Source organism: Streptomyces sp. NPDC032940 (assembly GCF_040636935.1).
In the GTDB taxonomy this organism is placed as follows: domain Bacteria; phylum Actinomycetota; class Actinomycetes; order Streptomycetales; family Streptomycetaceae; genus Streptomyces.
On the sequence record NZ_JBEZVJ010000018.1, the window covers coordinates 20,590 to 45,737 of the forward strand.

26 protein-coding genes are annotated in these 25,148 nt (G+C 74.1%); 21 read left to right on the forward strand and 5 right to left on the reverse strand.

The genetic code is table 11. The annotated features are described in order from the left end of the window. Positions 1-46: 46 nt before the first annotated feature. Positions 47-1,771 carry an FAD-dependent monooxygenase gene (locus AB0E77_RS21470; RefSeq protein WP_361572995.1) on the reverse strand — a complete coding sequence of 575 codons (1,725 nt, stop codon included), beginning with the start codon at positions 1,769-1,771 and terminating at the stop codon, positions 47-49. A gap of 267 nt (positions 1,772-2,038) precedes the next feature. On the opposite strand from AB0E77_RS21470, the gene AB0E77_RS21475 reads away from it, so the two are divergent. The 10 genes from AB0E77_RS21475 to AB0E77_RS21520 all read left to right on the forward strand — a co-directional run bounded on the left by AB0E77_RS21475 (position 2,039) and on the right by AB0E77_RS21520 (position 10,129). Beyond that, the gene (locus tag AB0E77_RS21475; protein ID WP_361572997.1) at positions 2,039-3,262 is read left to right on the forward strand and encodes a SchA/CurD-like domain-containing protein; all 1,224 of its coding nucleotides are present in this window, start codon (positions 2,039-2,041) and stop codon (positions 3,260-3,262) included. Between the two features lie 78 nt (positions 3,263-3,340). Next, positions 3,341-3,808, forward strand: a complete 468-nt coding sequence (locus AB0E77_RS21480; RefSeq protein WP_361572999.1) for a cupin domain-containing protein — start codon at positions 3,341-3,343, stop codon at positions 3,806-3,808. Next, on the forward strand, positions 3,805-5,100 hold the full coding sequence (locus AB0E77_RS21485; protein ID WP_361573001.1) for a beta-ketoacyl-[acyl-carrier-protein] synthase family protein: 1,296 nt from the start codon (positions 3,805-3,807) through the stop codon (positions 5,098-5,100). Before AB0E77_RS21480 ends, AB0E77_RS21485 begins: the two co-directional genes overlap by 4 nt. Next, positions 5,097-6,344, forward strand: a complete 1,248-nt coding sequence (locus tag AB0E77_RS21490) for a ketosynthase chain-length factor (protein WP_361573003.1) — start codon at positions 5,097-5,099, stop codon at positions 6,342-6,344. The genes AB0E77_RS21485 and AB0E77_RS21490 overlap by 4 nt, the downstream gene beginning before the upstream one ends. 99 nt (positions 6,345-6,443) lie before the next feature. After that, positions 6,444-6,713 (forward strand): acyl carrier protein, encoded by a 270-nt coding sequence (locus AB0E77_RS21495; RefSeq protein ID WP_361573005.1) that lies wholly within the window; start codon positions 6,444-6,446, stop codon positions 6,711-6,713. A 1-nt stretch (position 6,714) separates the two neighbouring features. Beyond that, positions 6,715-7,194, forward strand: coding sequence for an SRPBCC family protein (locus AB0E77_RS21500; RefSeq protein WP_361573007.1), 480 nt, complete (start codon positions 6,715-6,717; stop codon positions 7,192-7,194). A 58-nt stretch (positions 7,195-7,252) separates the two neighbouring features. Continuing rightward, complete coding sequence (locus AB0E77_RS21505) at positions 7,253-7,588, forward strand: TcmI family type II polyketide cyclase (protein ID WP_351134629.1); 336 nt, start codon at positions 7,253-7,255, stop codon at positions 7,586-7,588. A 236-nt stretch (positions 7,589-7,824) separates the two neighbouring features. Continuing rightward, positions 7,825-8,754: a DUF3152 domain-containing protein gene (locus tag AB0E77_RS21510; protein WP_361573009.1), complete on the forward strand. Its 930-nt coding sequence runs from the start codon at positions 7,825-7,827 to the stop codon at positions 8,752-8,754. 67 nt (positions 8,755-8,821) lie between these two features. Then, positions 8,822-9,256 carry a PPOX class F420-dependent oxidoreductase gene (locus AB0E77_RS21515; protein ID WP_361573011.1) on the forward strand — a complete coding sequence of 145 codons (435 nt, stop codon included), beginning with the start codon at positions 8,822-8,824 and terminating at the stop codon, positions 9,254-9,256. A 114-nt stretch (positions 9,257-9,370) separates the two neighbouring features. After that, positions 9,371-10,129 carry a DUF4142 domain-containing protein gene (locus AB0E77_RS21520; protein WP_361573013.1) on the forward strand — a complete coding sequence of 253 codons (759 nt, stop codon included), beginning with the start codon at positions 9,371-9,373 and terminating at the stop codon, positions 10,127-10,129. Positions 10,130-10,166: 37 nt separating this feature from the next. Here AB0E77_RS21520 and AB0E77_RS21525 read toward each other — a convergent pair whose 3' ends face one another. Further along, positions 10,167-10,703, reverse strand: coding sequence for a MarR family transcriptional regulator (locus AB0E77_RS21525; RefSeq protein ID WP_361573015.1), 537 nt, complete (start codon positions 10,701-10,703; stop codon positions 10,167-10,169). A gap of 163 nt (positions 10,704-10,866) precedes the next feature. On the opposite strand from AB0E77_RS21525, the gene AB0E77_RS21530 reads away from it, so the two are divergent. After that, a complete protein-coding gene (locus tag AB0E77_RS21530) occupies positions 10,867-11,376 on the forward strand; it encodes a nitroreductase family deazaflavin-dependent oxidoreductase (protein ID WP_361573017.1) in 510 nt (169 codons plus the stop codon). 42 nt (positions 11,377-11,418) lie between these two features. On the opposite strand, the gene AB0E77_RS21535 is transcribed toward AB0E77_RS21530, so the two are convergent. Then, positions 11,419-12,483, reverse strand: a complete 1,065-nt coding sequence (locus AB0E77_RS21535; protein WP_361573019.1) for a Ku protein — start codon at positions 12,481-12,483, stop codon at positions 11,419-11,421. 67 nt (positions 12,484-12,550) lie between these two features. On the opposite strand from AB0E77_RS21535, the gene ligD reads away from it, so the two are divergent. Beyond that, positions 12,551-13,432, forward strand: coding sequence for a non-homologous end-joining DNA ligase (gene ligD, locus AB0E77_RS21540; protein ID WP_361573021.1), 882 nt, complete (start codon positions 12,551-12,553; stop codon positions 13,430-13,432). 79 nt (positions 13,433-13,511) lie between these two features. Here ligD and AB0E77_RS21545 read toward each other — a convergent pair whose 3' ends face one another. After that, a complete protein-coding gene (locus tag AB0E77_RS21545; RefSeq protein ID WP_361573023.1) occupies positions 13,512-14,315 on the reverse strand; it encodes a nuclease-related domain-containing protein in 804 nt (267 codons plus the stop codon). A gap of 107 nt (positions 14,316-14,422) precedes the next feature. Here AB0E77_RS21545 and AB0E77_RS21550 point away from each other — a divergent pair, with 107 nt between their 5' ends. The 9 genes from AB0E77_RS21550 (at position 14,423) to AB0E77_RS21590 (ending at position 23,911) form a co-directional block, all read left to right on the forward strand. Continuing rightward, complete coding sequence (locus AB0E77_RS21550) at positions 14,423-14,929, forward strand: dual specificity protein phosphatase family protein (protein WP_361573025.1); 507 nt, start codon at positions 14,423-14,425, stop codon at positions 14,927-14,929. Between the two features lie 101 nt (positions 14,930-15,030). After that, positions 15,031-15,786, forward strand: coding sequence for a hypothetical protein (locus AB0E77_RS21555; RefSeq protein ID WP_361573027.1), 756 nt, complete (start codon positions 15,031-15,033; stop codon positions 15,784-15,786). After that, positions 15,783-17,027: an ATP-binding protein gene (locus tag AB0E77_RS21560; RefSeq protein ID WP_361573029.1), complete on the forward strand. Its 1,245-nt coding sequence runs from the start codon at positions 15,783-15,785 to the stop codon at positions 17,025-17,027. Before AB0E77_RS21555 ends, AB0E77_RS21560 begins: the two co-directional genes overlap by 4 nt. 272 nt (positions 17,028-17,299) lie before the next feature. After that, the gene (locus tag AB0E77_RS21565) at positions 17,300-18,673 is read left to right on the forward strand and encodes an FtsW/RodA/SpoVE family cell cycle protein (protein WP_361573031.1); all 1,374 of its coding nucleotides are present in this window, start codon (positions 17,300-17,302) and stop codon (positions 18,671-18,673) included. 16 nt (positions 18,674-18,689) lie between these two features. Continuing rightward, positions 18,690-20,147: a penicillin-binding transpeptidase domain-containing protein gene (locus AB0E77_RS21570; RefSeq protein WP_361573033.1), complete on the forward strand. Its 1,458-nt coding sequence runs from the start codon at positions 18,690-18,692 to the stop codon at positions 20,145-20,147. A gap of 276 nt (positions 20,148-20,423) precedes the next feature. Further along, positions 20,424-21,362 (forward strand): diiron oxygenase, encoded by a 939-nt coding sequence (locus tag AB0E77_RS21575; RefSeq protein WP_361573035.1) that lies wholly within the window; start codon positions 20,424-20,426, stop codon positions 21,360-21,362. Positions 21,363-21,603: 241 nt separating this feature from the next. After that, positions 21,604-22,257 (forward strand): helix-turn-helix domain-containing protein, encoded by a 654-nt coding sequence (locus tag AB0E77_RS21580; RefSeq protein ID WP_361573037.1) that lies wholly within the window; start codon positions 21,604-21,606, stop codon positions 22,255-22,257. A 10-nt stretch (positions 22,258-22,267) separates the two neighbouring features. After that, complete coding sequence (locus AB0E77_RS21585) at positions 22,268-22,591, forward strand: hypothetical protein (protein WP_361573039.1); 324 nt, start codon at positions 22,268-22,270, stop codon at positions 22,589-22,591. A 105-nt stretch (positions 22,592-22,696) separates the two neighbouring features. Next, the gene (locus AB0E77_RS21590) at positions 22,697-23,911 is read left to right on the forward strand and encodes a C40 family peptidase (RefSeq protein WP_361573041.1); all 1,215 of its coding nucleotides are present in this window, start codon (positions 22,697-22,699) and stop codon (positions 23,909-23,911) included. On the opposite strand, the gene AB0E77_RS21595 is transcribed toward AB0E77_RS21590, so the two are convergent. Further along, positions 23,875-25,137: a styrene monooxygenase/indole monooxygenase family protein gene (locus tag AB0E77_RS21595; protein WP_361573043.1), complete on the reverse strand. Its 1,263-nt coding sequence runs from the start codon at positions 25,135-25,137 to the stop codon at positions 23,875-23,877. The genes AB0E77_RS21590 and AB0E77_RS21595 overlap by 37 nt on opposite strands. Positions 25,138-25,148 lie beyond the last annotated feature (11 nt).

Sequence of the window (25,148 nt, forward strand, 5' to 3'; positions counted from 1 at the left end):
CGGCGCGCCGGGCCCACCGGGCAGGGATGTCGCTCCCTCCAGGGGTTCACCCGCCTGCGGGCACCATGCCGCTCACGCTCGGTTCCGGCCGGGCCGGGTCCGGGGTGCCGGGCAGGGACAGCACCGAGGTCAGCACCTGGCGCAGCATCGCCGCGGGGTCGGGGGCCGGACCGGGGGCCCGCCAGGCCACGAAGCCGTCCGGGCGCACCAGGACCGCGCCGCCGCGCGTGACGCCGTGCGCCTTCGCCCAGTCGGTGTCGTCGTCCTCGGGCAGCAGTTCGGCGTCCGGGGACTTGCCCACCCGGTACGGCGTCAGCGGGACCTTCATCTCGTGGGCCAGCCGGGTGCCCGCCTCGTGCCAGCCGCTCGGCTCCGTCGCGTCGCTGAGCAGCACGAGGGTGCGTTCGTAGAGGTCGAGGGTGGAGACGCGGGCGTCGCCGCGGAGCAGCCACAGGTGCGGGGCCCTGCTGCCGGGTTCGCCGGTGAGTGAGAGCGCGTCCGGGACCACCGGTGTCGCCGGGTCGGCGCCGACGACCGCGCCCTGGGGGTAGCGGTAGCCGAGGGCGACGTTGAGGATGCCGCGCTGCGGACCGCCGCCGCCTCCGGCCGCCGGGGGCGGGGCGAAGCCGGGGTGGCTGTGCTCGGCGGAGCGGGCGGCGGCGCGGGCGCTGGTGGCCTCGGCGACCGGGCGGCGTTCGGCGTCGTAGGTGTCGAGGAGGCCGTCGCCGGCCCAGCCGTCGAGGACGGCGGCCAGTTTCCAGGCGAGGTTGTGGGCGTCCTGGATGCCGGTGTTGGAGCCGAAGGCGCCGGTGGGGGACATCTCGTGGGCCGAGTCGCCGGCCAGCAGGACGCGGCCCGACCGGTAGCTGCGGGCGACGCGCTGGGCGGCGTGCCAGGGGGCCCTGCCGGTGATCTCGACGTCGAGGTCCGGGTCGCCGACCGCGCGGCGGATGTGGTCGGCGCAGCGCTCGTCGGTGAAGTCCTCGAGCGTCTCGCCTGTCTCCGGGTGCCAGGGGGCGTGGAAGACCCAGTCCACGCGGTTGTCCACGGGGAGCAGCGCGCCGTCCGCGTCCGGGGTCGTGAGGTAGCAGACGATGAAGCGGCGGTCGCCCACGACGTCGGCGAGCCGGCGGGAGCGGAAGGTGATGCTGATGTTGTGGAAGAGGTCGCCTGGGCCGCTCTGGCCGATGCCGAGCCGCTCGCGGACGGGGCTGCGGGGGCCGTCGGCGGCGACCAGGTAGTCGGCGCGGATCGTGGTCCGCTCGCCGGTCCCGCGGTTCTCGACGATCGCCGTGACGCCCTCGGCGTCCGCCTCGAACGAGCGCAGCTCGGTGCCGAAGCGGATCTCGCCGCCGAGTGCGCGGGCGTGGGCGAGGAGTTGCGGCTCGAGGTCGTTCTGGCTGCACAGGCACCACCCGCTGGGGCTGAACCGGGCCAGTCCGTTGCCGGGGTCGATCTGCTTGAACAGCCACTCCCCCGCGTCGCCGACCAGCGTCGGCGTCTGGAGGATGCCGTGGTTGCCGGCCAGCGTGGCGGCGGCCCGCCGGATGTCCGGCTCGGTGCCCGACACGCGGAAGAGCTCCATCGTGCGGACGTTGTTGCCGCGTCCCCGGGGGTGGATGGAGGTGCCGGCGTGGCGTTCCACCAGGGTGTGCCGGACGCCGAGCCGGCCCAGGAAGACCGAGGCCGACAGGCCGACCAGGGAGCCTCCGACGATCAGCACCGGGACGCGGTGGATCCCGGGTCCCGATCGATCGGCTCTTTCGTTCATCGCTCGTCCTCCAGTGCGTCGGGCCGTGGTCGGGCCGTCGTCGAGTGGCAGGTCCCGTGACATGCAGGGGCCGGGGCTTCATGCATGCCCCGTGACGCCCGCGGCGGCTCAGGCTTCACCCGCTTAACCCGTCTGGTTCGCGGTGCCCGCGGGCCGGGCACACGATCGTGCTTGTGCGACCGGCGTTCCCCGCCGCACACGGCGCGCGCAGCGACGGTCGTACTGCCCCAGTCCACGAGGAAGTTCCCCCGAGAAGAGGTGGGCCGGATGACGGTCTCTCCCGTCGTGTCGTCGGATACCGGATCGACGGATGCCGCAGCCATGGGTGCCGGGGCGACGGCCGCCGTGTCCGCGGACGCGGGCGGCGTCTCGATATCCGCCTTCGACGGCTCCCGCGTGCGGGTCGTGCTGATGCTGGACATCCACGACGGCATGCAGCAGGAGTTCCTCGAGGCCTACGAGCGCATCCGCCACCGGGTCGCGGCGGTGCCCGGACACGTCAGCGACCAGCTGTGCCAGTCCCTGGAGAACCCGACGCAGTGGCTGCTCACCAGTGAGTGGGAGAGCGCGGCGCCCTTCCTGGCCTGGGTCAACAGCGACGAGCACCTGGCGACCGTCGAGCCCTTGCAGGACTGCGTCCGCGACACGCGCTCCCTGCGCTACAGCGTGCTGCGGGAGACGCTCGCCGACGGCACCGAGCCGTCCGCCGCCACCGGTGAGGCGCTGCGGGCCGCTCCCCGGGTGGGGGGCAACGTCGTCCGGCACGCGCTGACCTTCACCGTGCGGCCGGGCAGCGAGGCCAAGGTCGCCGAGCTGCTCTCCAATTACGCCTCCCCGGAGGCCCAGGTCGACGAGGCCACCCGGCTGCTGCGGACCTCGCTCTTCATGCACGGCAACCGGATCGTGCGGGCCGTGGAGGTGCGGGGCGATCTCCAGGCGGCGCTGCGCCACGTCGCCCGGCAGCCCGGGGTGCGGGCGGTCGAGGAGGCCCTCGATCCGTACCTGGAGCAGGACCGCGACCTGAACGACCCGCACTCCGCACGCCGGTTCTTCACGCTGGCCGCGATGCCGGCCGTGCACCACGTGGCGTCCGCGACGGGGGCCGAGGCGCGCCCGCAGCGGTGTGCGCTGCTGTATCCGGTCCGCGAGGGCGCGGGTCCGGAACTCGCCCGGCTGCTGGCCCGGCAGGACGCGTCCGCCGTGTACACGCCGGACGGCCCGGTCCTCGCCGCCACCGTCTTCCACCGCGACGACCTCGTCGTACGGCTGGTCGACGTGGCCGGTGACCCGGACGAGGCGCCCGCGTTCGTCCTGGGACTGCAGGACCGTGCCGGGTCCGCCGACGCGGCCGGTGCCGCGGTGGCCGAGCGGCTGCTGGACCTCGCCTCCGTCGGCATCGACGGGCCGCTGACGGACGCCGGCACGCTGTCGCGGCTGCTCGCGCGGGCCCGTATGACGCCGCTGACCGACCGGCGTTCGCTCCCCTCCTGACCCGCCGGTGCGCACCGTCCCGCCGGGCCGGTGCGCACCGTCCTCCTCCACCGCCTTCGTCCTTCCGGAGTGACCGACATGACAGATCAGCAGGTACGCATCGTCTCCCTCGGCGACATCGCGCCGAACACGCGTCGCGGCGGGGACCTCCGCGCCCTTCTCACGCCCACCACCGCCGGGTCGACCAGCGGGTTCATGGGCGTGGCCATCGTGCAGCCCGGCGAGCGCATCGCCGAGCACTACCACCCGTACTCCGAGGAGTTCGTGTACGTCACCGACGGCACCCTCGAGGTGGACCTGGACGGGGCGCCGCACTCGCTCTCCGTCGGGCAGGGGGTGCTGATCCCGCAGAACGTGCGCCACCGCTTCCGCAACGTGGGGGGCGTGGAGGCGCGGATCGTGTTCCACCTGGGGCCGCTGGCCCCTCGGCCGGAGCTCGGTCACGTCGACACCGAGGACGCGCAGGGCAACGCCCTGCCGCACGAGGGCCACGCGGGGTGCGCCGGGCACGAGCGTCCCGCCGCGGCGGCCGAGGCGGTGTCATGACGCGGCGACGGGTCGCCGTCACGGGCATAGGCGTCGTCGCCCCCGGCGGGATCGGCGTGCCCCAGTTCTGGAGCCTGCTGTCCGACGGCCGTACGGCGACGCGGCGCATCTCCCTGTTCGATCCGGCCGGTCTGCGGTCGCAGATCGCCGCCGAGTGCGACTTCGACGGCACCGCGCTCGGCCTCGGCCTCGCCACCGTGCAGCGGTGCGACCGGTACGTGCAGTTCGCGCTGGTCGCAGCCGCCGAGGCGGTGCGCGACGCGGAGCTCGACCTCGGCCGGCTGGACCCGTGGCGGGCCGGTGCCACGCTGGGCACCGCCGTCGGCGGCACGACCCGCCTTGAGCACGACTACGTCCTGGTCAGCGAGCGCGGCTCGCGCTGGGACGTGGACGACCGGCGGGCCGAGCCGCATCTGGAGCGGGCCTTCACCCCGGCCACCCTCTCATCGGCCGTCGCCGAGGAGTTCGGGGTGCACGGGCCGGTCCAGACCGTCTCCACCGGGTGCACCTCCGGTCTGGACGCCGTCGGGTACGCCTACCACGCCATCGCCGAGGGCCGGGTCGACATGTGCCTGGCGGGGGCGGCGGACTCGCCGATCTCGCCGATCACGATGGCCTGCTTCGACGCCATCAAGGCGACCTCGCCGAACAACGACGACCCGGAGCACGCGTCGCGGCCCTTCGACGCCGACCGCAACGGTTTCGTCATGGGCGAGGGCGCGGCGGTGCTGGTCCTGGAGGACCTGGAGCACGCCCGGGCCCGCGGCGCGGACGTGTACTGCGAGATCTCGGGCTACGCGACCTTCGGCAACGCCTACCACATGACCGGGCTCACCAAGGAGGGCCTGGAGATGGCGCGGGCCATCGACACCGCGCTGGACATGGCCGGGGTGGACCCCTCCGCCGTCGACTACGTCAACGCGCACGGCTCCGGCACCCAGCAGAACGACCGGCACGAGACCGCCGCCGTCAAACGGTCGCTGGGCGAGCACGCGTACCGGACGCCGATGAGCTCGATCAAGTCCATGGTGGGCCACTCGCTCGGCGCGATCGGCTCCATAGAGCTGGCCGCGTGCGTGCTGGCGATGCACCACCAGGTGGTGCCGCCGACGGCCAACTACACCACCCCCGACCCCGAGTGCGACCTGGACTACGTGCCGCGCGAGGCGCGGGAGCGTGCGCTTCGGCACGTGCTGTCGGTGGGCAGCGGCTTCGGCGGCTTCCAGTCCGCCGTCGTACTCAGCGGTTCCGGTTCTGGTTCTGGTTCCGGCTTGGAAGGAGGGCCGCGATGAGCGGACGACAACGGCCCCGGCGGGCGGTCGTCACCGGCCTCGGTGTGGTGTCCCCGCACGGCATCGGGGCGGAGGCCCACTGGAAGGCGGTCGCGGACGGCACCAGCAGTCTCGGGCCCGTCACCCGGGAGGGCTGCGAGAAGCTGCCGCTGCGGGTGGCGGGCGAGGTGCGCGGTTTCGACCCGTCGGATCTGATCGAGGAGCGCTTCCTCGTCCAGACCGACCGGTTCACGCACTTCGCGATGACCGCCGCGCAGCTCGCGCTCACCGACGCCCGGTTCGGCCGGGCCGACGTGGAGTCGCCGTACTCGGTGGGCGTGGTCACCGCGGCGGGCTCGGGCGGCGGCGAGTTCGGGCAGCGGGAGCTGCAGAACCTGTGGGGCCAGGGCTCGCGGTACGTCGGCCCGTACCAGTCGATCGCCTGGTTCTACGCGGCCAGCACCGGCCAGATCTCCATCAGCAACGACTTCAAGGGCCCGTGCGGTGTCGTCGCCGCCGACGAGGCGGGCGGCCTGGACGCCCTGGCGCACGCGGCGCTGGCCGTGCGGGGCGGTACGGACACGGTGGTGTGCGGCGCGACGGAGGCGCCGCTCGCCCCGTACTCGATCGTCTGCCAGCTCGGCTACCCCGAGCTGAGCCGGGCCACCGAGGCCGACCGCGCCTACCGTCCGTTCACGCAGGCGGCCTGCGGTTTCGCGCCGGCCGAGGGCGGGGCGGTGCTGCTGCTGGAGGAGGAGGGCGCGGCGCGCGAGCGCGGGGCCGACACGCGGGCCACGGTGGCGGGGCACGCGGCCACCTTCACCGGCGCCTCCCGCTGGGAGGAGTCGCGGGCCGGGCTGGCGCGGGCCATCGAGGGCGCGCTGGCGGAGGCCGGCTGCCGGCCCGAGGAGGTGGACGTGGTGTTCGCGGACGCCCTCGGGGTGCCGGAGGCGGACCGGGCCGAGGCCCTCGCGCTCGCCGACGCCCTCGGGCCGCACGCCCGCCGGGTGCCGGTCACGGCGCCCAAGACCGGGACCGGGCGGGCGTACTGCGCGGCGCCGGTGCTGGACGTGGCGACCGCGGTGCTGGCCATGGAGCACGGGCTGATCCCGCCCACCCCGAACGTGTACGACGTCTGCCACGACCTGGACCTGGTGGCCGGCCGGGCCCGTCCCGTCGAGCAGCGCACCGCCCTGGTCCTCGGCCGGGGGCTCATGGGCTCCAACTCCGCGCTGGTCCTGCGCCAGGGCGCGCCCACCACCTGAGCACCGGGCGGACCCGTCCCCCTCCGTCCCGAGCCATCACCATCCCGAGCGGGCGCCGCCTCCCGGCGGGCGCCGATCCGAGTGAAGGAGCACCTCCGCATGACCGACCAAGTGGACTACCAGGTGACCGTCGAGGAACTGTCGGCGCTCATGAAGCGCACCGCCGGTGTGCACGTCGACCCGGTCACCCTCCAGCAGCAGGCCGACGCCGGTTTCGACACGTTCGGCCTGGACTCCCTCGGCCTGCTGGGCATCGTGGCCGAGCTGGAGAAGCGGTACGGGCTGGGCCTGCCGGAGCAGGCCGAGCGCTGCAAGACGCCCGCGGATTTCCTCGCGCTGGTCAACGGCGCACTGCAGACGGGAGTGTGACATGGCAGGGCACACCGACAACGAGATCACCATCGCCGCGCCGATGCCGCTGGTCTGGGACATGACCAACGACATCGAGAACTGGCCCAGGCTGTTCAGCGAGTACGCGTCCGTGGACGTCCTGGAGCGGGACGGCGACCGGGTGACGTTCCGGCTCACCATGCACCCCGACGAGGAGGGGCGGGTGTGGAGCTGGGTGTCCGAGCGCGTCGCCGACCCGGTGACCCGCACCGTGCGCGCCCACCGGGTGGAGACCGGTCCCTTCCAGTACATGAACATCGTCTGGGAGTACACCGAGACCGCCGAGGGGACCCGGATGCGCTGGGTCCAGGACTTCGCGATGAAGCCGGAGGCGCCCGTCGACGACGCGGGGATGACGGACAACATCAACCGCAACTCCCGTACGCAGATGGCGCTGATCCGGGACCGGATCGAGCAGGCCGCGGGCGAGCGGCGGACGGCCGCCGCGGTCGCCGACTGACCCCGCCGAGCCGGCCGGGACCGCCGGGCCGGCAGACACCGACGAAGGGCACCTCCCCATGCACCACACCCTGATCGTCGCCCGGATGGCACCGGGCGCGGCACCGGACATCGCGAAGGTGTTCGCCGAGTCCGACCGCGGCGAGCTGCCCCATCTGGTGGGCGTCAACCGGCGCAGTCTCTTCGAGTTCGGCGACGGTGTGTACCTGCACCTCATCGAGAGCGACGAGGACCCGGCCCCGGCCATCGGCCGGCTGACCGGTCACCCGGAGTTCCGCCAGGTCAGCGAGCGGCTGGAGCCGTACGTGTCGGCGTACGACCCGGCGACGTGGCGCAGTCCCAAGGACGCCATGGCGCGTTGCTTCTACACCTGGGACCGGAGCACCGCCGGCTGACCCCGGTCCGCAGCGGCAGCGTCGGGGCCGCCCGCCCGGTGCGGGCGGCCCCGACGCGTGTGCCGGCCGCGGCCTCGCGGAGCGGGCCCGCGCGGACCTCCGAGGGCGGGCAAGGGTTGCGCTTCAGGCACCAACTCCCGCGTGAGAAGCACCACGTGACGTCCTGTGAGGTTTTCGCACACACATCCGCTTTGATCTTCGTGGCACAGCAGCGCACCGAAGAGAGGACGCACGTCGTGGGCCGATCCACCGCCCGCCAGCCCCAGCGAAGACCGGCGTCGGGGGGTGCGGGGCCGAGGTCCCGCGCCCGCGCGCGGCGTCGGCGGCGGCGTCCGGTCCGCGCGGCCCTTGCCGGTGTCGCCTTCGGCGCCGTGCTCCTCGGCGCCGGCGCGGCGGTGGCCTACTGGCGCGAGGGGCGGCCCGTGGTGACGGACGACCAGGCCCGCGACGTGGCCGACGCGCTGGACGCCACCGAGCCGCCGGCCGCTCCGGGCGCCGCGAGCGCACCGCCGTCCGCGGCCCAGAGCGGCAGCGCCTCCGCGTCCCCTTCCCCGTCGCCGTCCCCCGAGGTCTCCCCGTCCCCTTCCGTCATCGCCGTCCCCGCGACCGGGCCCGGCACCTTCATCACGGCACGGGCCGACGGCACGACCGTGGGCACCGGGAGCCGCGTCCGGCGCTACAAGGTGCTCGTCGAGGAGGGCATCGACATCCGGCCGAGCGAGGCGGCGGCCGAGATATCCGCCGTGCTCGCCGACCGCCGCGGCTGGACCCGGGACGGCACGAACTCCTTCCGGCTCGTCAGCTCGGGCTCGTACGACTTCGTGGTGAAGATCGCCACGCCCGGCACCGTCGACGAGATCTGCGGCGCCGCGGGCCTGCTGACGCGGGGCGAGGTGAACTGCAGCGTCGGCACGGACGTCGTGGTCAACCTCAAGCGCTGGGTGCTCGGTTCCCCGGAGTTCGACGGCCCGCTCGGCGACTACCGGGCGCTGATCGTCAACCACGAGGTCGGCCACCGCATCGGTCACGGCCACGAGACCTGCCCCGGTCCCGGCCGGCCCGCGCCCGCGATGATGCAGCAGATCAAGGGGCTCAAGGGCTGCGTCGCCAACGCCTGGCCCTACGACCGCGACGGCGGCTACCTGGGCGGGCCCTCGGTCCCCTGACCCCGGCGAGCCCCGACGGCGGACGGTTCGCCGGACGGCGGGCGGGTCGGCGGGTGATGATCGTTCCATGACCACCACATCCTCCTTCGACCCGCACGCCCTGCTCGCGGCGAGCCGGCTCGGCGTGCTCGCGACGATCAAGGCGGACGGCCGCCCGCAGCTGTCTCCCGTCCTCCCGTCCTACGACCCCGGGGCCGGCGTCATCCGCGTCTCGACCCGCGAGGGTCTCGCCAAGACGGCCAACCTGCGCCGGGACCCGCGCGCCTCGCTGGAGGTGACCGCCCCCGACGGCAGGTCCTGGGCCACCGCCGAGGGCACGGCGACCCTGACCGGGCCTGGCACCGACCCGTACGGCCCCGAGGTCGAGGCGCTCGTGGAGTACTACCGCGCGGCCGCCGGGGAGCACCCGGACTGGGACGAGTACCGGGCGGTCATGGTCTCCGAACGCCGGGTGCTGGTCACGATCGGTGTCGACCGGGTGTACGGGGCGGACATCGGCTGAGCGGGACGGGCCGCACGGCGGGCCGGGCCGAAATCAGTGCCGGAGCGGTGATCGATCCGGCCGCCGTTTGCGTACCTCCTGGCGTACGAGTCCCCCGCGTGCCCTGGAGGCATCATGCGGCTGTCCCGCAGCCGGATCGGCGTGGTCGTCCTGTTCGGTGTGATGACCCTGACCCTCACCGCGCTGGCCTTCCCGGCGCTGCTCGGCCTGGAGAAGCCCGACGGCGGTCAGGACCGTGTCGTCGCGAGTACGAAGTACGGGCCGCTCACCGAGGCCGACCGCGACTTCGTCGTCAAGGTCCGGGCCGCCGGCCTGTGGGAGTACCCATTGGGTGAGATGGCCATGCGGCGCGGCACGACCCCGGCGATGCGGACGGCCGGCGAGCACCTGGTCGTCGGGCACGCCGGCCTCGACGCGATGTGCCGCGAGATCGCGCCCGAACTCGGCATCACCCTGCCCAACAAGGCATCCCCGCAGCAGCAGGGCTTCGTGACGACCGTCGACGCCAAGAGCGGCAAGGAGTTCGACTCCACGGCGGTCAACATCATGCGCGTGACCCACGGCCAGATCTTCCCGGCCATCGCCAAGATCCGGGCCAGCACCAAGAACACCCTGGTGCGGCAGCTGGCCGACCTGGCCAACGACACCGTGCTGGACCACATCACGGTGCTGGAGAAGACCGGGCTGGTCGAGTACGACGACGTCACCTTCAAGCAGACCGGCCCGGCGAAGCTCCCCAAGGAGAAGGTCACCCCGCCCCCGCCGCAGCCCGGCGAGCAGGTGCTCGTGCTCAAGCCGCGGCCCGACCTGGACGTGAACACGGCCGCGCCGACCCCGACGCCGGCCCAGACCGCGTCGCCGGCGGCCCCCTGACCGCGCGCCGCCGACGCGTCGCGGGGGCGGCGGGACGTCAGGCGCCGGGGGGCGTCGCGACGTCCGCCGCCCAGCCCAGCGGATGCGGCTCGGAGCCGTCCGGCGCCGGGACCGGTGGCTCGCCCCCGGCCTCGCTGAAGGCGGTGAGCGCCTCGACGAGCGCCGCCCGCTGCCGGGGCGCGAGCCGCTCGACGACGGCGGCGACCTCCGCGCGGCGCCGCGCGGTGACGTGCTCCACCGTGCACCGGCCCTCGTCGGTGAGCCGCAGCAGGGTCTCGCGGCGGCTGGCCGGGTTGGTCTGCCGGTCGGCCAGGCCGGCCGCGATCAGCCGGTCGACCATGCGCATCGCCGTCGACGGCGCCACCCCGAGCAGCTCGGCCAGGGTGACCAGCTTGGTGGCGCCCCGTGTGGAGAGCACCACCAGCATCCGGAACTGCGGGAGCGTCACCCGCTCCTCCACCTCGGCGAGCGACCGGGCGGTGACCGCCACCAGCACCCTCGACGCGGCCAGCACGGCGCGGGTGACCGCGTCGACGTCGTCCAGGGGCCCCACGGGCGTCTCACGCTCCGGCATGCCTCCTTTCTACCGTGCGCGCGTGCCCGCTCCCCACGCGCTGCCGGAACTGCCCCTGCCGCAAACCTTTAGACTGTGCAAAGGTGGAGGGGAAGGCGGTTCTCGTGCCGGGCCCGTGCCGGTCGCCCGCGAGAGCCGAGACCCCTACCCCCGGAGGGCGACCATGGCGCGCACCGACACCGCACCGCACCGGCCCCGGCCGCCCGCCGGATGGCGGCGCACCGCCGCCCGGTTGCCGGTCCTCCTCTTCCGCGTGGGCCTCGGACCGCTCTTCGGCAAGCGGCTGCTCCTGCTCCATCACACCGGCCGGATCAGCGGCCTGGACCGTCAGGTGGTGCTGGAAGTGGTGTCTCACGATCCGCGGGAGCCGGTATGGACCATCGCCTCGGGCTTCGGCCCGAAGGCCGACTGGTACCGGAACCTGCGGCGGCGGCCCAAGACGGTCATCCAGTTCGGCAACCGCCACCACGCCGTCACCGCGCACTTCCTGCCGGCCGAGGACGGCGCGGCGATCATGGCCGAGTACGCGCGACGGCACCCGGGAACGGCCCGGCGCCTGTGCGCGTTCATGGGGCTCGCGGTGGACGGCGGCGAGGCGTCGTACCGGGAGGCGGGGCGGGCCATTCCCTTCGTACGGCTCGTCGCGGCCGAGGGGAGCGGCCGCCGGGCGTGAGGGCGGGGCGACGGGGCCGGTCGCCGGGCCGGGGGCGCGGGATCAGGCGCTGCGTCTGCGGGACGCCGTCTTCTTCGCGGTGCTCTTCCCGGTGCTCTTCGCCGTGCTCTTCGCGGCGGTGTCCTTGGCCGTGGCCTTCTTCGCCGTGGTCCTGGCCGCCGTCTTCTTCGCGGACCGGGCCGCCGTCGACTTCTTCGGGGCGGCGGACGTCTTCTTCGCCGCCGTCTTCCTCGCCGCCGTCGACGTGGACTTCTTGCCGCCCGTCTCCTTCGGCGTGCGGGGCGCCGCCGTCTTGCGCAGCGTCCTGACCTCGGCCGCCTCCCCCTCCTCGCCCCGGGACTCGCGCGCCGCCCGCACGCTGTTCTCCAGGGCGGCCATGAGGTCCAGCACCTTGCCGGACCGCGCCGGCTCCGGGCTCTCCGGGGGCGCCTCGCCGGCGGCCTTCGCGGCGATGACCTCCTCCAGGGCCTCGCGGTACTCGTCGTGCAGGTCCGCCAGGTCGATCTCGCCGAGCGTGTCCATCAGGGCGTCCGCGAGGTCCAGCTCCTGGTCGCGGACGGTGACGTCGGTGTCCGGGGCGACGCCCTCGGGGGCGCGCACCTCGTCCGGCCACAGCAGGCCGTGCATCGCGATGGCGTCGCCGACGACCCGCAGCATGCCCAGGCGCTCCCGGCCGCGCAGCGCGTACTTGGCGATGGCGACCCGGTTGCTGCGCTTGAGCGCCTCGCGCAGCAGGGTGTACGGCTTGGCGGCGGGGGCGCCGCTCGCCGCGAGGTAGTACGCGGCGTCCATCTGGAGCGGGTCGATGCGCTCCTCGGGCACGAAGGCCACGATCTCGATGGTCCGCGCCGTCGGGATCGGCAGGTGGGACAGGTCGTCCTCGGTGATCGGGATCATCGTGCCGTCCGCGTCCTCGTAGGCCTTGCCGATCTCGCCCTGGGTGACCTCGCGGTCCTCCAGCTCGCAGACCTTGCGGTACCGGATCCGGCCGCCGTCCTCGGTGTGGATCTGGCGGAAGGAGATCGCGTGGCTCTCGGTCGCGTTCACCAGCTTGATCGGGATGCTGACCAGGCCGAAGGAGATGGCGCCGTTCCAGATGGATCGCACGTGCAGCACCCTTCCGCTCACTTGCCCCACTGGGTGGTTTGTCCGTGTTTCGTGAGATTCTCATCGTATGGCGCCTATCACGGAGGTGGAGGGGCGGCGGGTGGCCCTCAGCAACCTGGAGAAGGTGCTGTATCCGGCGACCGGCCTCACCAAGGGCGAGCTGCTGCACTACTACGCGACGACCGCCGAGGTGCTGCTGCCGCACCTGCGGGACCGTCCGGTGTCCTTCCTGCGCTACCCGGACGGCCCGGACGGACAGCTCTTCTTCACCAAGAACGTGCCGCCGGGTACGCCCGACTGGGTCACCACCGCCGAGGTGCTCCGTTCGGAGGGGCCGGCCCGGATGGTGCTGGTGCAGGACCTGGCGAGCCTGATGTGGGCGGCGAACCTGGTGACCGAGTTCCACACGCACCAGTGGACGGTGGCCGGTCCCGGTGAGGCCGACCGGCTGGTGTTCGACCTCGACCCCGGGCCGCCGGCGACCGTGGTGCAGTGCTGCGAGGTCGCGCTGTGGCTGCGGGACCGGCTGGCGGCGGACGGGATCGAGGCGTACGCGAAGACGTCCGGCGCGAAGGGGCTGCATCTGCTGGCCGCGGTGCGCGGGTCGTCGTCGGAGCGGGTGTCGGAGTACGCGAAGGCGCTGGCCGTGGAGGCGGAGCAGGCCCTGCCGCGGCTGGTGGTGCACCGGATGACGCGCAGCCTGCGGCCCGGAAAGGTGTTCGTGGACTGGAGCCAGAACGCCGCCCGCAAGACGACCGCCGCGCCCTACACGCTGCGGGCCCGCACCGAACCGGCCGTCTCCACGCCGGTGACGTGGGAGGAGGTGGCCGGGTGCCGGCGGGCGGAGCGGCTGGTGTTCCGGGCGGAGGACATCGGGCCGCGGCTGCGCGACCACGGCGACCTGCTGGCTCCGCTGTTCGACCGGCGCCGGGCGGCGGAGCTGCCCTGACCTCGCGTGCCCCGCCCAGCGCGGGCACCGGCCTCGGACCTTCCGCGCCGCCCGGAGCTCCCGTACCGGTGCGGGGCTCTCAGACCCGCGTCCACACCGTGCGGTCCCGGGCCAGCGCGTGCAGCGCCTCCACGTCCGCCGGTTTGAGCACGCCGCCCCAGCGGGCCAGGCCGGGCAGTTCCCCGGCCGCGAGGACGCGGACCTCGCGCGGCGCGACCGTGACGTCCACGTCCGCGGCGCCGACCGGGACCAGGACGGGACGGACCTCGGCGGTCAGGGCGCAGCAGGCGCGGCGGGCGTCGGCGCGGACCCGGTCCAGCAGGGGCACCGGCGCGCGGCGGCCCAGCGCGACCAGCGGATCGTCGACCCGGACCCGCTGTCCGCGGGCCGGCAGCACATGGACGGCGAAGACGCCGCCGGGCCCGATCACCAGGTGGTGGATGCGGTCGCCGCCGGGCAGCGGGACGGAGTGCAGGGTGTGCCGGCCGGCGCCGTCGAGCCGGTCGAGGGACCGCCCGGTCAGCTCCTCGGCCGCCAGCGCCCGGCGGCGCGGGTCGCGGCGCAGCCGGTGCGCCGGGCCGGGGTCGCGGTCCAGGGCCACCAGGAGGGCCTCGCCGGGCCGGTTGGGCGCGAGGTCGTCGTCCGGGTGGAGGGAGAGCCGGGCCAGCTCGGCGGGGGTGGGGACCGGGGGCGGGCCGACGGTGACGGGGCCGGTGAGGAAGGGCCCGAGGACGTCGAGCACCTCGGCCTCCCGCTCGGCGTTCAGCAGGCTGACCCGGGCCGTCTCCCGGTCGTACCAGGCGAGGTCGGCGCCGTCCGCGCGGCAGACGTAGAGCCGCTCCCGGCCGTGCAGCCGGGCCGGTATGACGCGCAGTCCGCTCATGCACCATCACCCCACGACCATGGGACCAGGAGGGTGCCCCGGCGGCAAGACCGGGGCTACCGTGAGAACCGGAGCGGAGAGGTCCTCGGGCGGGATGGGGAGGCGCTTTGCGTACCCGTGGCAAGGGATCCGACGTACCGGCCCCGGCCAGGCCGTGGGACGAGATCGTGCCCGGCCTGTGGATGGGCGGGCACGAGTTCAGGCCGCCGGGCGGAGTGCCGGAGTCCGCCGTGGTGCGGGACGAGTTCGACCTCGTGCAGACCCTGCTCAGGCTGCCCGGGCACGGCCCGGACCCGGGTGTCGAGCACCAGGTGTGGCCGATCCCCGACGGGCCGCTGGACGGGACGCAGCTCGCCGGGGTGATCCGGCTGGCCGAGGCGGCGGGCGAGGCGCTGGACGAGGGACGCAGGGTCCTCGTCCGCTGCTACCACGGCTACAACCGCTCCGGGCTCGTGATCGCGCACGTGCTGATGCATCGGGGGCGCGGCGCCGACGAGGCGATGCGGCTGATCCGCGCCCGCCGTTCGCCGTGGGCGCTGCACAACGAGCTGTTCGCGGAGTACCTGCGGGCCGGTCTGGTGACCGCACGGCTGCTCGAGGAACTGGCCGAGTAGCCCGGCGCGCGGCCGGACAGGCAAAATGGACTCCCGTCCGAACGAGGGTGCGGGGCCACCGACGATCGCCGGCTCGGCGATCACCGAACTCCAGGAGAGCCGTGCTCCCCAGCCGCCGTGGGCGCCCGGCCCGTGTTCCCGCCGCCTGCGCGGTGCTGCTGGCGACGGCGGCGGCCTCGGTGGCGGTCGTGGGCTGCGGTGACACGGGCGGCCTGCGGAGCGCGGGCGCCACCCCCACCGCGGTCAGCCCCGCCCGCCCGTGGCCGGACCTGACGCCGGCGTCGTCCCCGGCGTACGACATCGGGGAGGTGGACCACGAGGTGATCGACGGCGTCGCCGTGCCCGGCGGCGACGTCCGGCGGGCGGACCCGGTGGCCGTCGTCCGGGCCGAGGTCGCCGCGCACCCGGACGACTACGCGGGCGACAAGGCGCCGTACCGGGAGACGGCCCGCCGCATGGCCGACTGCGGGACGCCCGGCGAGAGCGACCGCTGCCCCGTCCTGCGGCCGTACTACCGGGACCTCACCGGAGACGGGCGCCCCGAGCTGACACTGGGCTTCCGGCTGCTGCCCGAGAAGCTGACCGCCGTGCGCGTCTACGGCGTGGACAAGGGCCGGCTCGTGCGGATCATGTCCTACGAGGACGCCGTGAGCGCGGTCGAGCTGGCCGGGCGGTCGGTGATCGTCCGGTCGCCGTCGGAGGTGGCGGGGTACGAGTACCGCCTCCAGTGGACGTGGGACGCCGACCAGCGCGCGATGCTCCTGACCCACGACGAGATGCTGCGCACCGGCGACGGTGCGGGCGTCGAGCGCCCCTCGCCCTCCCCGTCGGCCTCTCCGTCGGCGGACACCCGGTGAGGCCCCTCCTCCCGCGGTGGGCCGGCCCGCTCGCCCTGAAGGCCGCGGTCTTCATCACGGTGATGTGCTGCGCGCTCGCCGCGCTGCTCGGCGTCCTGGTGCACGTCTCGGTGACCGACCAGACCGTGGGACAGGCCCGGGACACCGCCCTGGCCCGGCTGCGGGAGGCGACGGCGGCGTACGAGGCCGGGGACCCGCTGCTCCGGGGCGCGGGCGTCGATCCGCCGGGGCTGCCGCGGTCGCTGCGGGAGCTGGCCGCCTCCGGCCGGCGCGGCACGATGCTCGCCGAGCACGAGGGGCGGCCCACGATGTGGGCGGCGGGCCCCGCCGACGGCGGCCGGGTCCTCGCGGTGCGGGTGGACCACTCCCAGGGCGAGCGCACCATCGACGGCCTGGACCGGGCGATCGTGTGGTCCTCGGGGCTGGCGATCGGGGCGACGCTGGTGGTGGGCGCGTTCGCCGTGACCCGGGTGACGCGCCGGCTGCACGCGACGGCCCGTGTGGCGCGGCGGATCAGCGCGGGCGACCTCGACGCGCGGGTCGGCGACCCCCGGACCAAGGACCCGACGCGCCCGCAGGACGAGGTGGCCTCGGTCGCGGCCGCGCTGGACTCCATGGCGGCGTCGCTCCAGGGCAAGCTGCTGGCCGAACAGCGGTTCACCGCGGACGTGGCGCACGAGCTGCGCACCCCGCTGACCGGGCTGCACGCGGCGGCCGAGCTGCTGCCGCCCGGCCGGCCGACCGAGCTGGTGCGGGACCGGGTGGCCGCCCTGCGCACGCTCACCGAGGACCTGCTGGAGATTTCCCGGCTCGACACCGGGCGGGAGCGTCTGGAGGCGGACCCGGAGGAACTGGGCGCGCTGGCCCGGCGGGTCGTGCGGGGCTCCGGCACCGACGCGCGGGTGGAGGTCGTCCGGGACGCGCGGGTGGAGACCGACCGGCGGCGCCTGGAGCGGGTGCTGGGCAATCTCGTCGCCAACGCCGACCGGCACGGGCGGGCCCCGGTGGTGCTCACGGTGGACGGGCCGGTGATCACCGTACGGGACCACGGGGACGGCTATCCGGAGTACCTCCTCGCCCACGGCCCGCAGCGGTTCCGCACCGAGGGCGGCGCGAAGGGGCACGGGCTCGGGCTGACGATCGCCCTGGGGCAGGCGGAGGTGCTCGGGGCACGGCTGGAGTTCGCAAATCCGCCCGACGGCGGGGCGCTGGCGGTCCTGACGCTGCCTCAGCGGCCCTGAGCGGCGCGGACGCCGCCCGGGCGCCCGGCCCTTCCCCGATGGCGCAGTGCGACGGGCGACCGCCACCCTCCGCTCCTAATGTGGCGATCAGTCACATTCGGCCCCGTCGGCGCGTCCGGCCGGGTCGCCACGTTCGACCGCGTCGGCGCTCCGCGCCTCCCGGGAGGTACCCATGCCGCTGCTGAGCCCCCGTTCCGAGCCGTTCGGTCCCGCGGCGCGCTGGTGCTGATGCCGACGGCGCGCACATCATGTCATTTGGGTAAGTTCCGGACATGACCAAGGCCGGAACCGAGACCGGAATCACCGTGGCACAGGCGGACACCCCCGCTCCCGTCGCCCGCCTCCCCCGGCGCCGCGGCGTCGAGCTCGCCCTCATCGTCATGGCCGTCCTGCTGTCGGTGTTCGGCTACTGCAACGTCGGCCTCGCCCGGCAGGGCGCCCTGCCGCCCGGTGCCGCCGGTTACGGCGCGGGACTCGGGGTGCTGGCGGTCCTCGCGCATCTGGCGGTACGGCTGCGTGCCCCGTACGCCGATCCGCTGCTGCTGCCCATCGGCGTCCTGCTCAACGGCCTCGGCCTGGTGCTGATCTACCGGCTCGACCTGGAGACGCCGGGCGACCGGGCGGCCCCGGCCCAGTTGGTGTGGTCCACGCTGGGCGTCGCGCTGTTCATCGTCGTCGTCCTGCTCCTGCGCGACCACCGCGCCCTCCAGCGCTACGCCTATGTCTGCGTCGCCGCGGCCCTCGTCCTGCTGACCGTGCCGATCCTGTTCCCGGCCGTGAACGGCGCCCGCATCTGGATCCGGGTCGAGGGCTTCTCCATCCAGCCCGGCGAGTTCGCCAAGGTGCTCCTCGCCGTGTTCTTCGCCGCCTATCTGGCCGCCAACCGCAGCGCCCTGGCGTACGCCGGCCGTCGTGTGTGGCGGCTGCAACTGCCCACCGGCCGGGTGCTCGGCCCGATCGTCGCGGTGTGGCTGGTCAGCGTCGGCGTCCTGGTCCTGGAGCGCGACCTCGGGACCTCGCTGCTGTTCTTCGGCCTGTTCGTCGTCCTGCTCTACGTCGCCACCGGCCGCACCGGCTGGATCGCCGTCGGACTGCTGCTGGCCGCGCTGGGCGCGGTCGCCGTGGGGTGGCTGGAACCGCATGTGCACAGCCGGGTCGAGGACTGGCTGCACCCCTTCGCGTCGATCGAGGCCGGCGGGGGCGCAGGCCAGCTCGCCCAGTCGCTGTTCGCCTTCGCCGCGGGCGGGGTGACCGGCACGGGCCTCGGCCTCGGGCACTCCGTGCTGATCGGCTTCGCCGTCAAGTCGGACTTCATCCTGGCGACGGCCGGGGAGGAGCTGGGCTTCCTCGGCCTGACCGCGATCTTCCTGCTGTACGCGCTGCTGGTGGAGCGCGGCCTGCGCGCGGGTCTCGCCGCCCGCGACCCGTTCGGCCGGCTGCTCGCGGTCGGCCTCTCCTCGATCGTGGCACTCCAGGTGTTCGTCATCGCGGGCGGGGTGAGCGGGCTGATCCCGCTGACCGGCATGGCGATGCCGTTCCTGGCCCAGGGCGGTTCGTCGGTGGTGACCAACTGGGCGATCGTGGCACTGCTGATCCGGGTCAGCCACGCGGCCCGCAGCCTGGGCGACGGGCGGGCCACGCCGTGAGCGGGGAGGGGCCGCGGTGACCCGGCACATCCGGCACGCCGCCGCCTTCTTCGCACTGCTGCTGGTCGCGCTGGTGGTGAACGCCGCCCGAGTGCAGATCGTCCAGGCGCCCGAGTACGCCGGCAACCCCGCCGACCGCCGCCCCGACATCGCCCGCTACCAGCAGCCGCGCGGCGACATCCTGGTCGGCGACCGGCCGGTCACCGGCTCCCGGGACACCGGCGAGCACCTGCGCTTCGAACGGACGTACGCCGACGGGCCCATGTACGCCCCGGTCACCGGCTTCGCCTCGCAGGCGTACGGGACGACCCTGCTGGAGCACGCCGAGGACGGCCTGCTCTCCGGCGCCGACCCGATGCTCGCGCCGCTCCCGCTGTGGAACGACGTCACGGGCAACCGCAACCCGGGCGGCGACGTGGTGACGACGATCAACGGGGCCGCGCAGCGGGCGGCGTTCGAGGGGCTCGCCGGACGGAAGGGGGCGGTGGCCGCGATCGAGCCGTCGACCGGGCGGATCCTGGCGCTGGTGTCCGCCCCGTCGTACGACCCCCAGCTGCTCTCCGGGAACAGCGCGGACGCCACCCGGACCTGGCGGCGGCTGAACGAGGACCCGGACAAGCCGATGCTCAACCGGGCGGTGCGCCGGACCTATCCGCCGGGTTCGACGTTCAAGGTGGTCACCGCGGCGGCGGCGCTGGACGCGGGGGTGGTCCGGGACGTCGACGCGCCGACCCGCTCCCCGGACCCGTACACGCTGCCGGGCACGCGGACGCGGCTGACGAACGAGGGCGAGGGGTGCCGGGACGCCTCGCTGCGGGAGGCCTTCGAGTGGTCCTGCAACACGGTGTTCGCCAAGCTCGGCGTGGACGTGGGCGTGGCGGACATGGCGGCCACGGCGGAGGCGTTCGGCTTCAACGACGGCGGGCTGCGCGTCCCCTTCTCGGTCGCGCGGAGCACCTTCGACACCTCGGTGGACCGGGCACAGCTGGGGCTGTCGTCGATCGGGCAGTACAACACGCGGGCCACGCCGCTGCAGATGGCGATGGTGGCGGCGGCGGTGGCCGACGGCGGACAGGTGCGGGAGCCCTACCTGGTGGAGCGGACGGTGCGCGCGGGCGGCAGCCTGGTGGCCACGGCCGGTTCGCGGCCCGCACGGGAGGCGATGCGGCCGTCGACGGCCAAGCGGCTGAAGGAGCTGATGACCGGCGTGGTGGAGGACGGCACCGGCGCGAACGCGGCGATCCCGGGGGCCACGGTGGGCGGCAAGACCGGCACGGCCCAGCACGGCGTGGGCAACTCGGGCACTCCGTACGCCTGGTTCGTCTCCTGGGCGCAGGCCGACGGGGACCTGGAGCCGAAGGTCGCGGTGGCCGTGGTCGTGGAGGGTTCACCGGGCGGCCGGGAGGACGTCAGCGGGGGCGGGCTCGCGGCGCCGGTCGCACGGGCGGTGATGGAGGCGGTGCTCGCTGGATGAGACGGGTGTACCGACGCGCGGACGGCCGACCTGACGTCCGGTCCATGACCGACGCCGTACGCCTTCGCCCTGCGGACATCCCTCCCGCCGGGAGCGTCGGCGCCGGTGGCGCTCGCGGTACCGGAGGGGCTCGGCCGCCCGGCCCAGGAACCTGAGAACCTCTCACTTCTTTACTCGCGGTCAACAAGTCCGTCCCAGGGGATTGACGAGCTTGCTGACAGGCAGTCTCATAAGACGAGTGAGTGACCGCGGGTAACACGATGAGGTGGGAGAGCCATGACGACCCTGACGGAAGCCGACGCGCTCGACGGTCTGCGCGACGCGCTCGGCCTGCTCAAGGACCGGGAGCAGGTGGCCGAACGGCTCCTCGACTCGTCCGCCAAGCACTCCTTCGATCCGGACAAGGAACTGGACTGGGACGCGCCCTTCGAGGAGGGCAAGTGGTTCTGGCCGCCGGAGCTGGTGTCGCTGTACGACACCCCGATGTGGAAGCGGATGAGCGAGGAGCAGCGCATCCTGCTCTCCCAGCACGAGGCGGCGGCGCTCGCCTCGCTCGGCATCTGGTTCGAGCTGATCCTGATGCAGCTGCTGGTCCGGCACATCTACGACAAGTCGGCGACGAGCGCGCACGTGCGCTACGCGCTGACCGAGATCGAGGACGAGTGCCGGCACTCCAAGATGTTCGCCCGGCTGATCTCGCGCGGTGAGACCCCGTGGTACCCGGTCAGCCCGGTCCACCAGCACCTGGGGCGCCTGTTCAAGACGATCTCCACCACGCCGGGCTCCTTCACCGCCACCCTGCTCGGCGAGGAGGTCCTGGACTGGATGCAGCGGCTGACCTTCCCGGACGAGCGGATCCAGCCGCTGATCCGGGGCGTCACGCGCATCCACGTGGTGGAGGAGGCCCGTCACGTGCGTTACGCCCGTGAGGAGCTGCGCCGCCAGATGGTGACGGCCCCGAAGTGGTCGCAGGAGTTCACCCGGGTCACCTCCGGCGAGTTCGCCCGCGTCTTCTCCAAGGCCTTCGTCAACCCCGAGGTCTACACGAACGTCGGCCTGGACAAGCGGGAGGCCGTGGCCCAGGTCCAGGCCAGCGGCCACCGCAGGGAGATCATGCAGACCGGCGCGAAGCGCCTGACCGACTTCCTGGACGACATCGGCGTCCTCCGCGGCACCGGCCGCCGCCTGTGGAAGTCCTCGGGCCTGCTGGCGTAGCAACCGCACGCAGCCGCCCCAGCCGCGGGCGGCAGTGCCGCTGGGGCGGCACGGGTGGGCGCTGGGGGCCACCTCTGGGGGAGGCACCCCGGGAGCGCCGGGCGCCGCGTCCCACCCGGGTCCGCCCCGGCGCCGGGCCCCTCGACGCCGGGCAAGGCGCCGCCCCGGACGGCACGATCCGGACACCGCCGCCCCCACCGGCCCCCCGGCCCCGCCCAGCGGAGCGATTACGCTGCGGACCATGACCCCGCAGGCCCCCACCCCCGCCTACCGCCGCCTCAGCGTCGAGGAGCGCCGGGTCCAGCTGCTCGACTCCGCGCTCGCCCTCTTCGCCCACCGGCCCCCGGAGGAGGTCTCCCTGGACGACGTGGCCGAGCAGGCCGGGGTCTCCCGTCCGCTGGTGTACCGGTACTTCCCCGGCGGCAAGCAGCAGCTCTACGAGGCGGCCCTCAGGTCGGCCGCCGACGAGCTCCAGCAGTGTTTCGACGAACCCCGCGAGGGACCCCTGCTGACCCGGCTGTCCCGCGCCCTCGACCGCTACCTGGCCTTCGTCGACCAGCACGACACCGGCTTCAGCGCCCTGCTGCGGGGCGGCAGCGTGGCCGAGACCTCCCGCACCACGTCCATCGTGGACGGCGTGCGCCGGGCCGCCGCCGAGCACATCATGAGCCACCTGGAGGTCACCGAGGCCAGCCCCCGGCTGCGGATGACCGTCCGGATGTGGATCACCGCCGTGGAGGCGGCCTCGCTGATCTGGCTGGACGAGGACAAGCAGCCGCCCCTCGGCGAGCTGCGGGACTGGCTCGTCGACCAGTTCCTCGCCATGCTGACGGCCACCGCGCGGCGCGACCCGCAGACCTCGGCGCTGGTCGAGGTGCTGGCGGAGGATGTCTGACACTGGTGCCGTGAAGAGCGAAGACACCCCCTTCGAGGGCGGCCCCATGGACGGGCGGGTGCTGCCCGTGCTGGTCGGTCCGACCGGGCATCCGCCGAAGACGTACCGCATCCCCGTACCGGCCCCGGACGGCGGGCCGCCCACCGTGCTCGTCTACCGGCGGGTGCCCCGCTCCGGCCGGCCGGCGATCGGGTTCGCCCGCTGGAAGTACGCCTACGACCCCGAGGGCGGCAAGGGGCCCCGCCGTCGCTGGCCGTGGTCCCGGCCGGACGCCGCTCCCGGCGGCGCACCCGATGCCACGCCGGGCGGCAAGCCGGACGACGCGCACGGGTGACCGGATTGCGCCGAACCGCGCACATCCGGCGCGCGCGTTCCGGAAGTCCGCCCGATGCTCGCGGTGCGGAGCGGACGAAGGAGCCGCCGCACCGGAGGTGACAGCATGTCAGGAACGCTTCTCCGCCTGGTCTGTACGGCGGCGGTGACGGCGGGGATCGCCCTCGCACCGGCGCCCGCCACGGCACAGCCCGCGCCCACTCCCGTACCCGCATCGCCGGCCCCGCCCGCGCGGACACCGGCTCCCGCACCCGCGCCCGCGCCCGGCGAGCGCTCCGTCGCCGAGCTGCTGACGGAGCTTCAGGGCCTGTACCGGGAGGCCGAGAAGGCCACCGAGACCTACAACGGCACCGAGGAGAAGCTGACCCGGCAGCGCGCGAAGGTGCGGCGCCTGGAGACCGAACTGGCCCGGGCCCGGCTCTCCCTGCGCGACGGCCGGGGCGCGGTGGGCCGGCTGGCCCGGCAGCAGTACCGGAACAGCGGGGATCTCTCGCCCTATCTGCGGCTGCTGCTCGCCCGCGATCCCCAGCACGCCCTCGAGCAGGGGCATGTGATCGGGCGGCTGGCCCTGGAGCGCGTCGAGACGGTGGGGCGGCTGGCCGACCGCGAGAAGAAGGCCGACGACCTGGCCCGCCGGGCCCGCGAGGCCCTCGACGAGCAGACCGCGCTCGCCGCACGGCAGAAGAAGGACCGGGACGGCGTACGCGACCGGCTCAGCGCCGTGGAGGAGCTGCTCGCCTCGCTCAGCACCGGGCAACTGGCCCGGCTGGCCGCCCTGGAGGACGACGGGGTCGCCGAGGCGCAGGATCGGTTGCTGGCGTCCGGCGCGATCGGCGACGACGGCAAGCCGTCCGCGGAGGGCGACCGGGCGGTGCGCTTCGCGGTGGAGCAGCTCGGCAAGCCGTACCAGTGGGGCGCGGAGGGCCCCGCCTCGTACGACTGCTCGGGGCTGACCTCCGTGGCCTGGCAGCGGGCCGGTACGCCGATCCCGCGGACCAGCCAGGAGCAGTGGGCGAGGCTGGAGCGCGTCCCGCTGACGGAGCTGCGGCCCGGCGACCTCGTCGTCTACTTCCCCGAGGCCACGCATGTCGCGCTGTACCTCGGGGACGGCATGGTCGTCCAGGCACCGCGGCCCGGCGCCGAGGTCAAGGTGTCGCCGATCGCGGCCAATCCGGTCCTGGGCGCCGTACGGCCCGACCCCGGCGGGGAGCCCCTGCGGCGGTACACCCCGCCGAGGCTCCCCGAGGGGGCGACGGCCGGTTCCGACCGGGGATACGGCGCGTCCTACGCGCCGGCCGCTCCGGAGACCTCCGCCAGGTAGGCCTCGGTCTTCTGCGGCTCGTAGAAGAAGTTCTCGAAGTCCGCGGGGTTGTTGAAGCCGTTGGCGAAGCGGTCGGCGACCGGCTGCAGCTGACCGGCCGCGCCGATCAGGTTCAGGATGTGCTCCGGCGGCGGGGCGAGCATGGCGTTGGTCCACTTGGTGACGTGCCGGGCCGTCTCCCAGTAGCGGTCGAAGGTCTGCTGCATCCAGGCCTCGTCGAACTCCTTGTCCCCGTGCTCCAGGATCGAGGCGAGGTAGGAGGCGGCGCACTTGGAGGCCGAGTTGGAGCCCTGGCCGGTGATCGGGTCGTTGGCGACGACCACGTCGGCGACCCCGAGGACCGCGCCGCCGCCGGGCAGGCGCCCGATCGGGTTGCGGACGGTGGGGGCGTAGCGGCCGGCGAGGGTGCCGCCGGCGTCGGTCAGTTCGACCTTGGTGGCCCGCGCGTACTCCCAGGGGAGGAACTTCTCCATGAGTTCCAGGGTCAGGGAGAGGTGCTCCGAGGGGTCCTTCACGTCCTTGAAGGCGTCGAGCGGACCGCCGGGTATGCCCTCCCAGAACAGGATGTCGGCGCGGCCGGAGGTGGTGACGGTCGGCATGATGAACATCTCGCCGACGCCGGGCACCAGGTTGCAGCGGACGGCCTCCGTGTCCGGGTGCTCCGGGCGCGGGCCCAGCCCGTGCACGTAGGCGACCGCGAGGGCGCGCTGCGGCTCGCTGTACGGGGAGCGGGAGGCGTCCCGGCCGAACATCTGGACCAGTTCGCCCTTGCCCGCGGAGACGAGGACGAGGTCGTAGGCGCGGGAGAAGTAGTCCAGGTCGCCGACGGCCGCACCGTGGATGACGAGCTGGCCGCCGCGCTGCGCGAAGGTCTCCATCCAGCCGGCCATCTTCACCCGCTGGTCGACCGACTGCGCGTAGCCGTCGAGCCGGCCCAACCAGTCGATCGCACGCTGCGAGGGACCCGGGTCGAAGGAGCCGGGGACCGCCACCGATACGCCGAGCCCCTCGATCTTCGGGGCCTGGGACTCCCAGAAGTTCAGCTGGAGATCGCGCTCGTGCTGGAGTGCCGTGTGGAACATGCACTGCGTCGACATGACCCGGCCCGTGCGGATCTCGTCCGCGGTCCGGTTGGACATCAGGGTGACCTCGTAGCCGTGCGACTGCAGGCCGAGGGCGAGCTGGAGACCGGACTGGCCGGCTCCGACGACGAGTATCTTCCGCATGCGGTTTCCGT

Excerpts from the sequence above, each read along its gene's own strand:
- AB0E77_RS21470 (WP_361572995.1), bottom strand. The coding sequence starts at position 1,771 with ATGAACGAAAGAGCCGATCGATCGGGACCCGGGATCCACCGCGTCCCG.
- AB0E77_RS21475 (WP_361572997.1), top strand. The coding sequence starts at position 2,039 with ATGACGGTCTCTCCCGTCGTGTCGTCGGATACCGGATCGACGGATGCC.
- AB0E77_RS21480 (WP_361572999.1), top strand. The coding sequence starts at position 3,341 with ATGACAGATCAGCAGGTACGCATCGTCTCCCTCGGCGACATCGCGCCG.
- AB0E77_RS21485 (WP_361573001.1), top strand. The coding sequence starts at position 3,805 with ATGACGCGGCGACGGGTCGCCGTCACGGGCATAGGCGTCGTCGCCCCC.
- AB0E77_RS21490 (WP_361573003.1), top strand. The coding sequence starts at position 5,097 with ATGAGCGGACGACAACGGCCCCGGCGGGCGGTCGTCACCGGCCTCGGT.
- AB0E77_RS21495 (WP_361573005.1), top strand. The coding sequence starts at position 6,444 with ATGACCGACCAAGTGGACTACCAGGTGACCGTCGAGGAACTGTCGGCG.
- AB0E77_RS21500 (WP_361573007.1), top strand. The coding sequence starts at position 6,715 with ATGGCAGGGCACACCGACAACGAGATCACCATCGCCGCGCCGATGCCG.
- AB0E77_RS21505 (WP_351134629.1), top strand. The coding sequence starts at position 7,253 with ATGCACCACACCCTGATCGTCGCCCGGATGGCACCGGGCGCGGCACCG.
- AB0E77_RS21515 (WP_361573011.1), top strand. The coding sequence starts at position 8,822 with ATGACCACCACATCCTCCTTCGACCCGCACGCCCTGCTCGCGGCGAGC.
- AB0E77_RS21520 (WP_361573013.1), top strand. The coding sequence starts at position 9,371 with ATGCGGCTGTCCCGCAGCCGGATCGGCGTGGTCGTCCTGTTCGGTGTG.
- AB0E77_RS21525 (WP_361573015.1), bottom strand. The coding sequence starts at position 10,703 with ATGCCGGAGCGTGAGACGCCCGTGGGGCCCCTGGACGACGTCGACGCG.
- AB0E77_RS21530 (WP_361573017.1), top strand. The coding sequence starts at position 10,867 with ATGGCGCGCACCGACACCGCACCGCACCGGCCCCGGCCGCCCGCCGGA.
- ligD (WP_361573021.1), top strand. The coding sequence starts at position 12,551 with ATGGCGCCTATCACGGAGGTGGAGGGGCGGCGGGTGGCCCTCAGCAAC.
- AB0E77_RS21545 (WP_361573023.1), bottom strand. The coding sequence starts at position 14,315 with ATGAGCGGACTGCGCGTCATACCGGCCCGGCTGCACGGCCGGGAGCGG.
- AB0E77_RS21565 (WP_361573031.1), top strand. The coding sequence starts at position 17,300 with ATGACCAAGGCCGGAACCGAGACCGGAATCACCGTGGCACAGGCGGAC.
- AB0E77_RS21575 (WP_361573035.1), top strand. The coding sequence starts at position 20,424 with ATGACGACCCTGACGGAAGCCGACGCGCTCGACGGTCTGCGCGACGCG.
- AB0E77_RS21580 (WP_361573037.1), top strand. The coding sequence starts at position 21,604 with ATGACCCCGCAGGCCCCCACCCCCGCCTACCGCCGCCTCAGCGTCGAG.
- AB0E77_RS21590 (WP_361573041.1), top strand. The coding sequence starts at position 22,697 with ATGTCAGGAACGCTTCTCCGCCTGGTCTGTACGGCGGCGGTGACGGCG.
- AB0E77_RS21595 (WP_361573043.1), bottom strand. The coding sequence starts at position 25,137 with ATGCGGAAGATACTCGTCGTCGGAGCCGGCCAGTCCGGTCTCCAGCTC.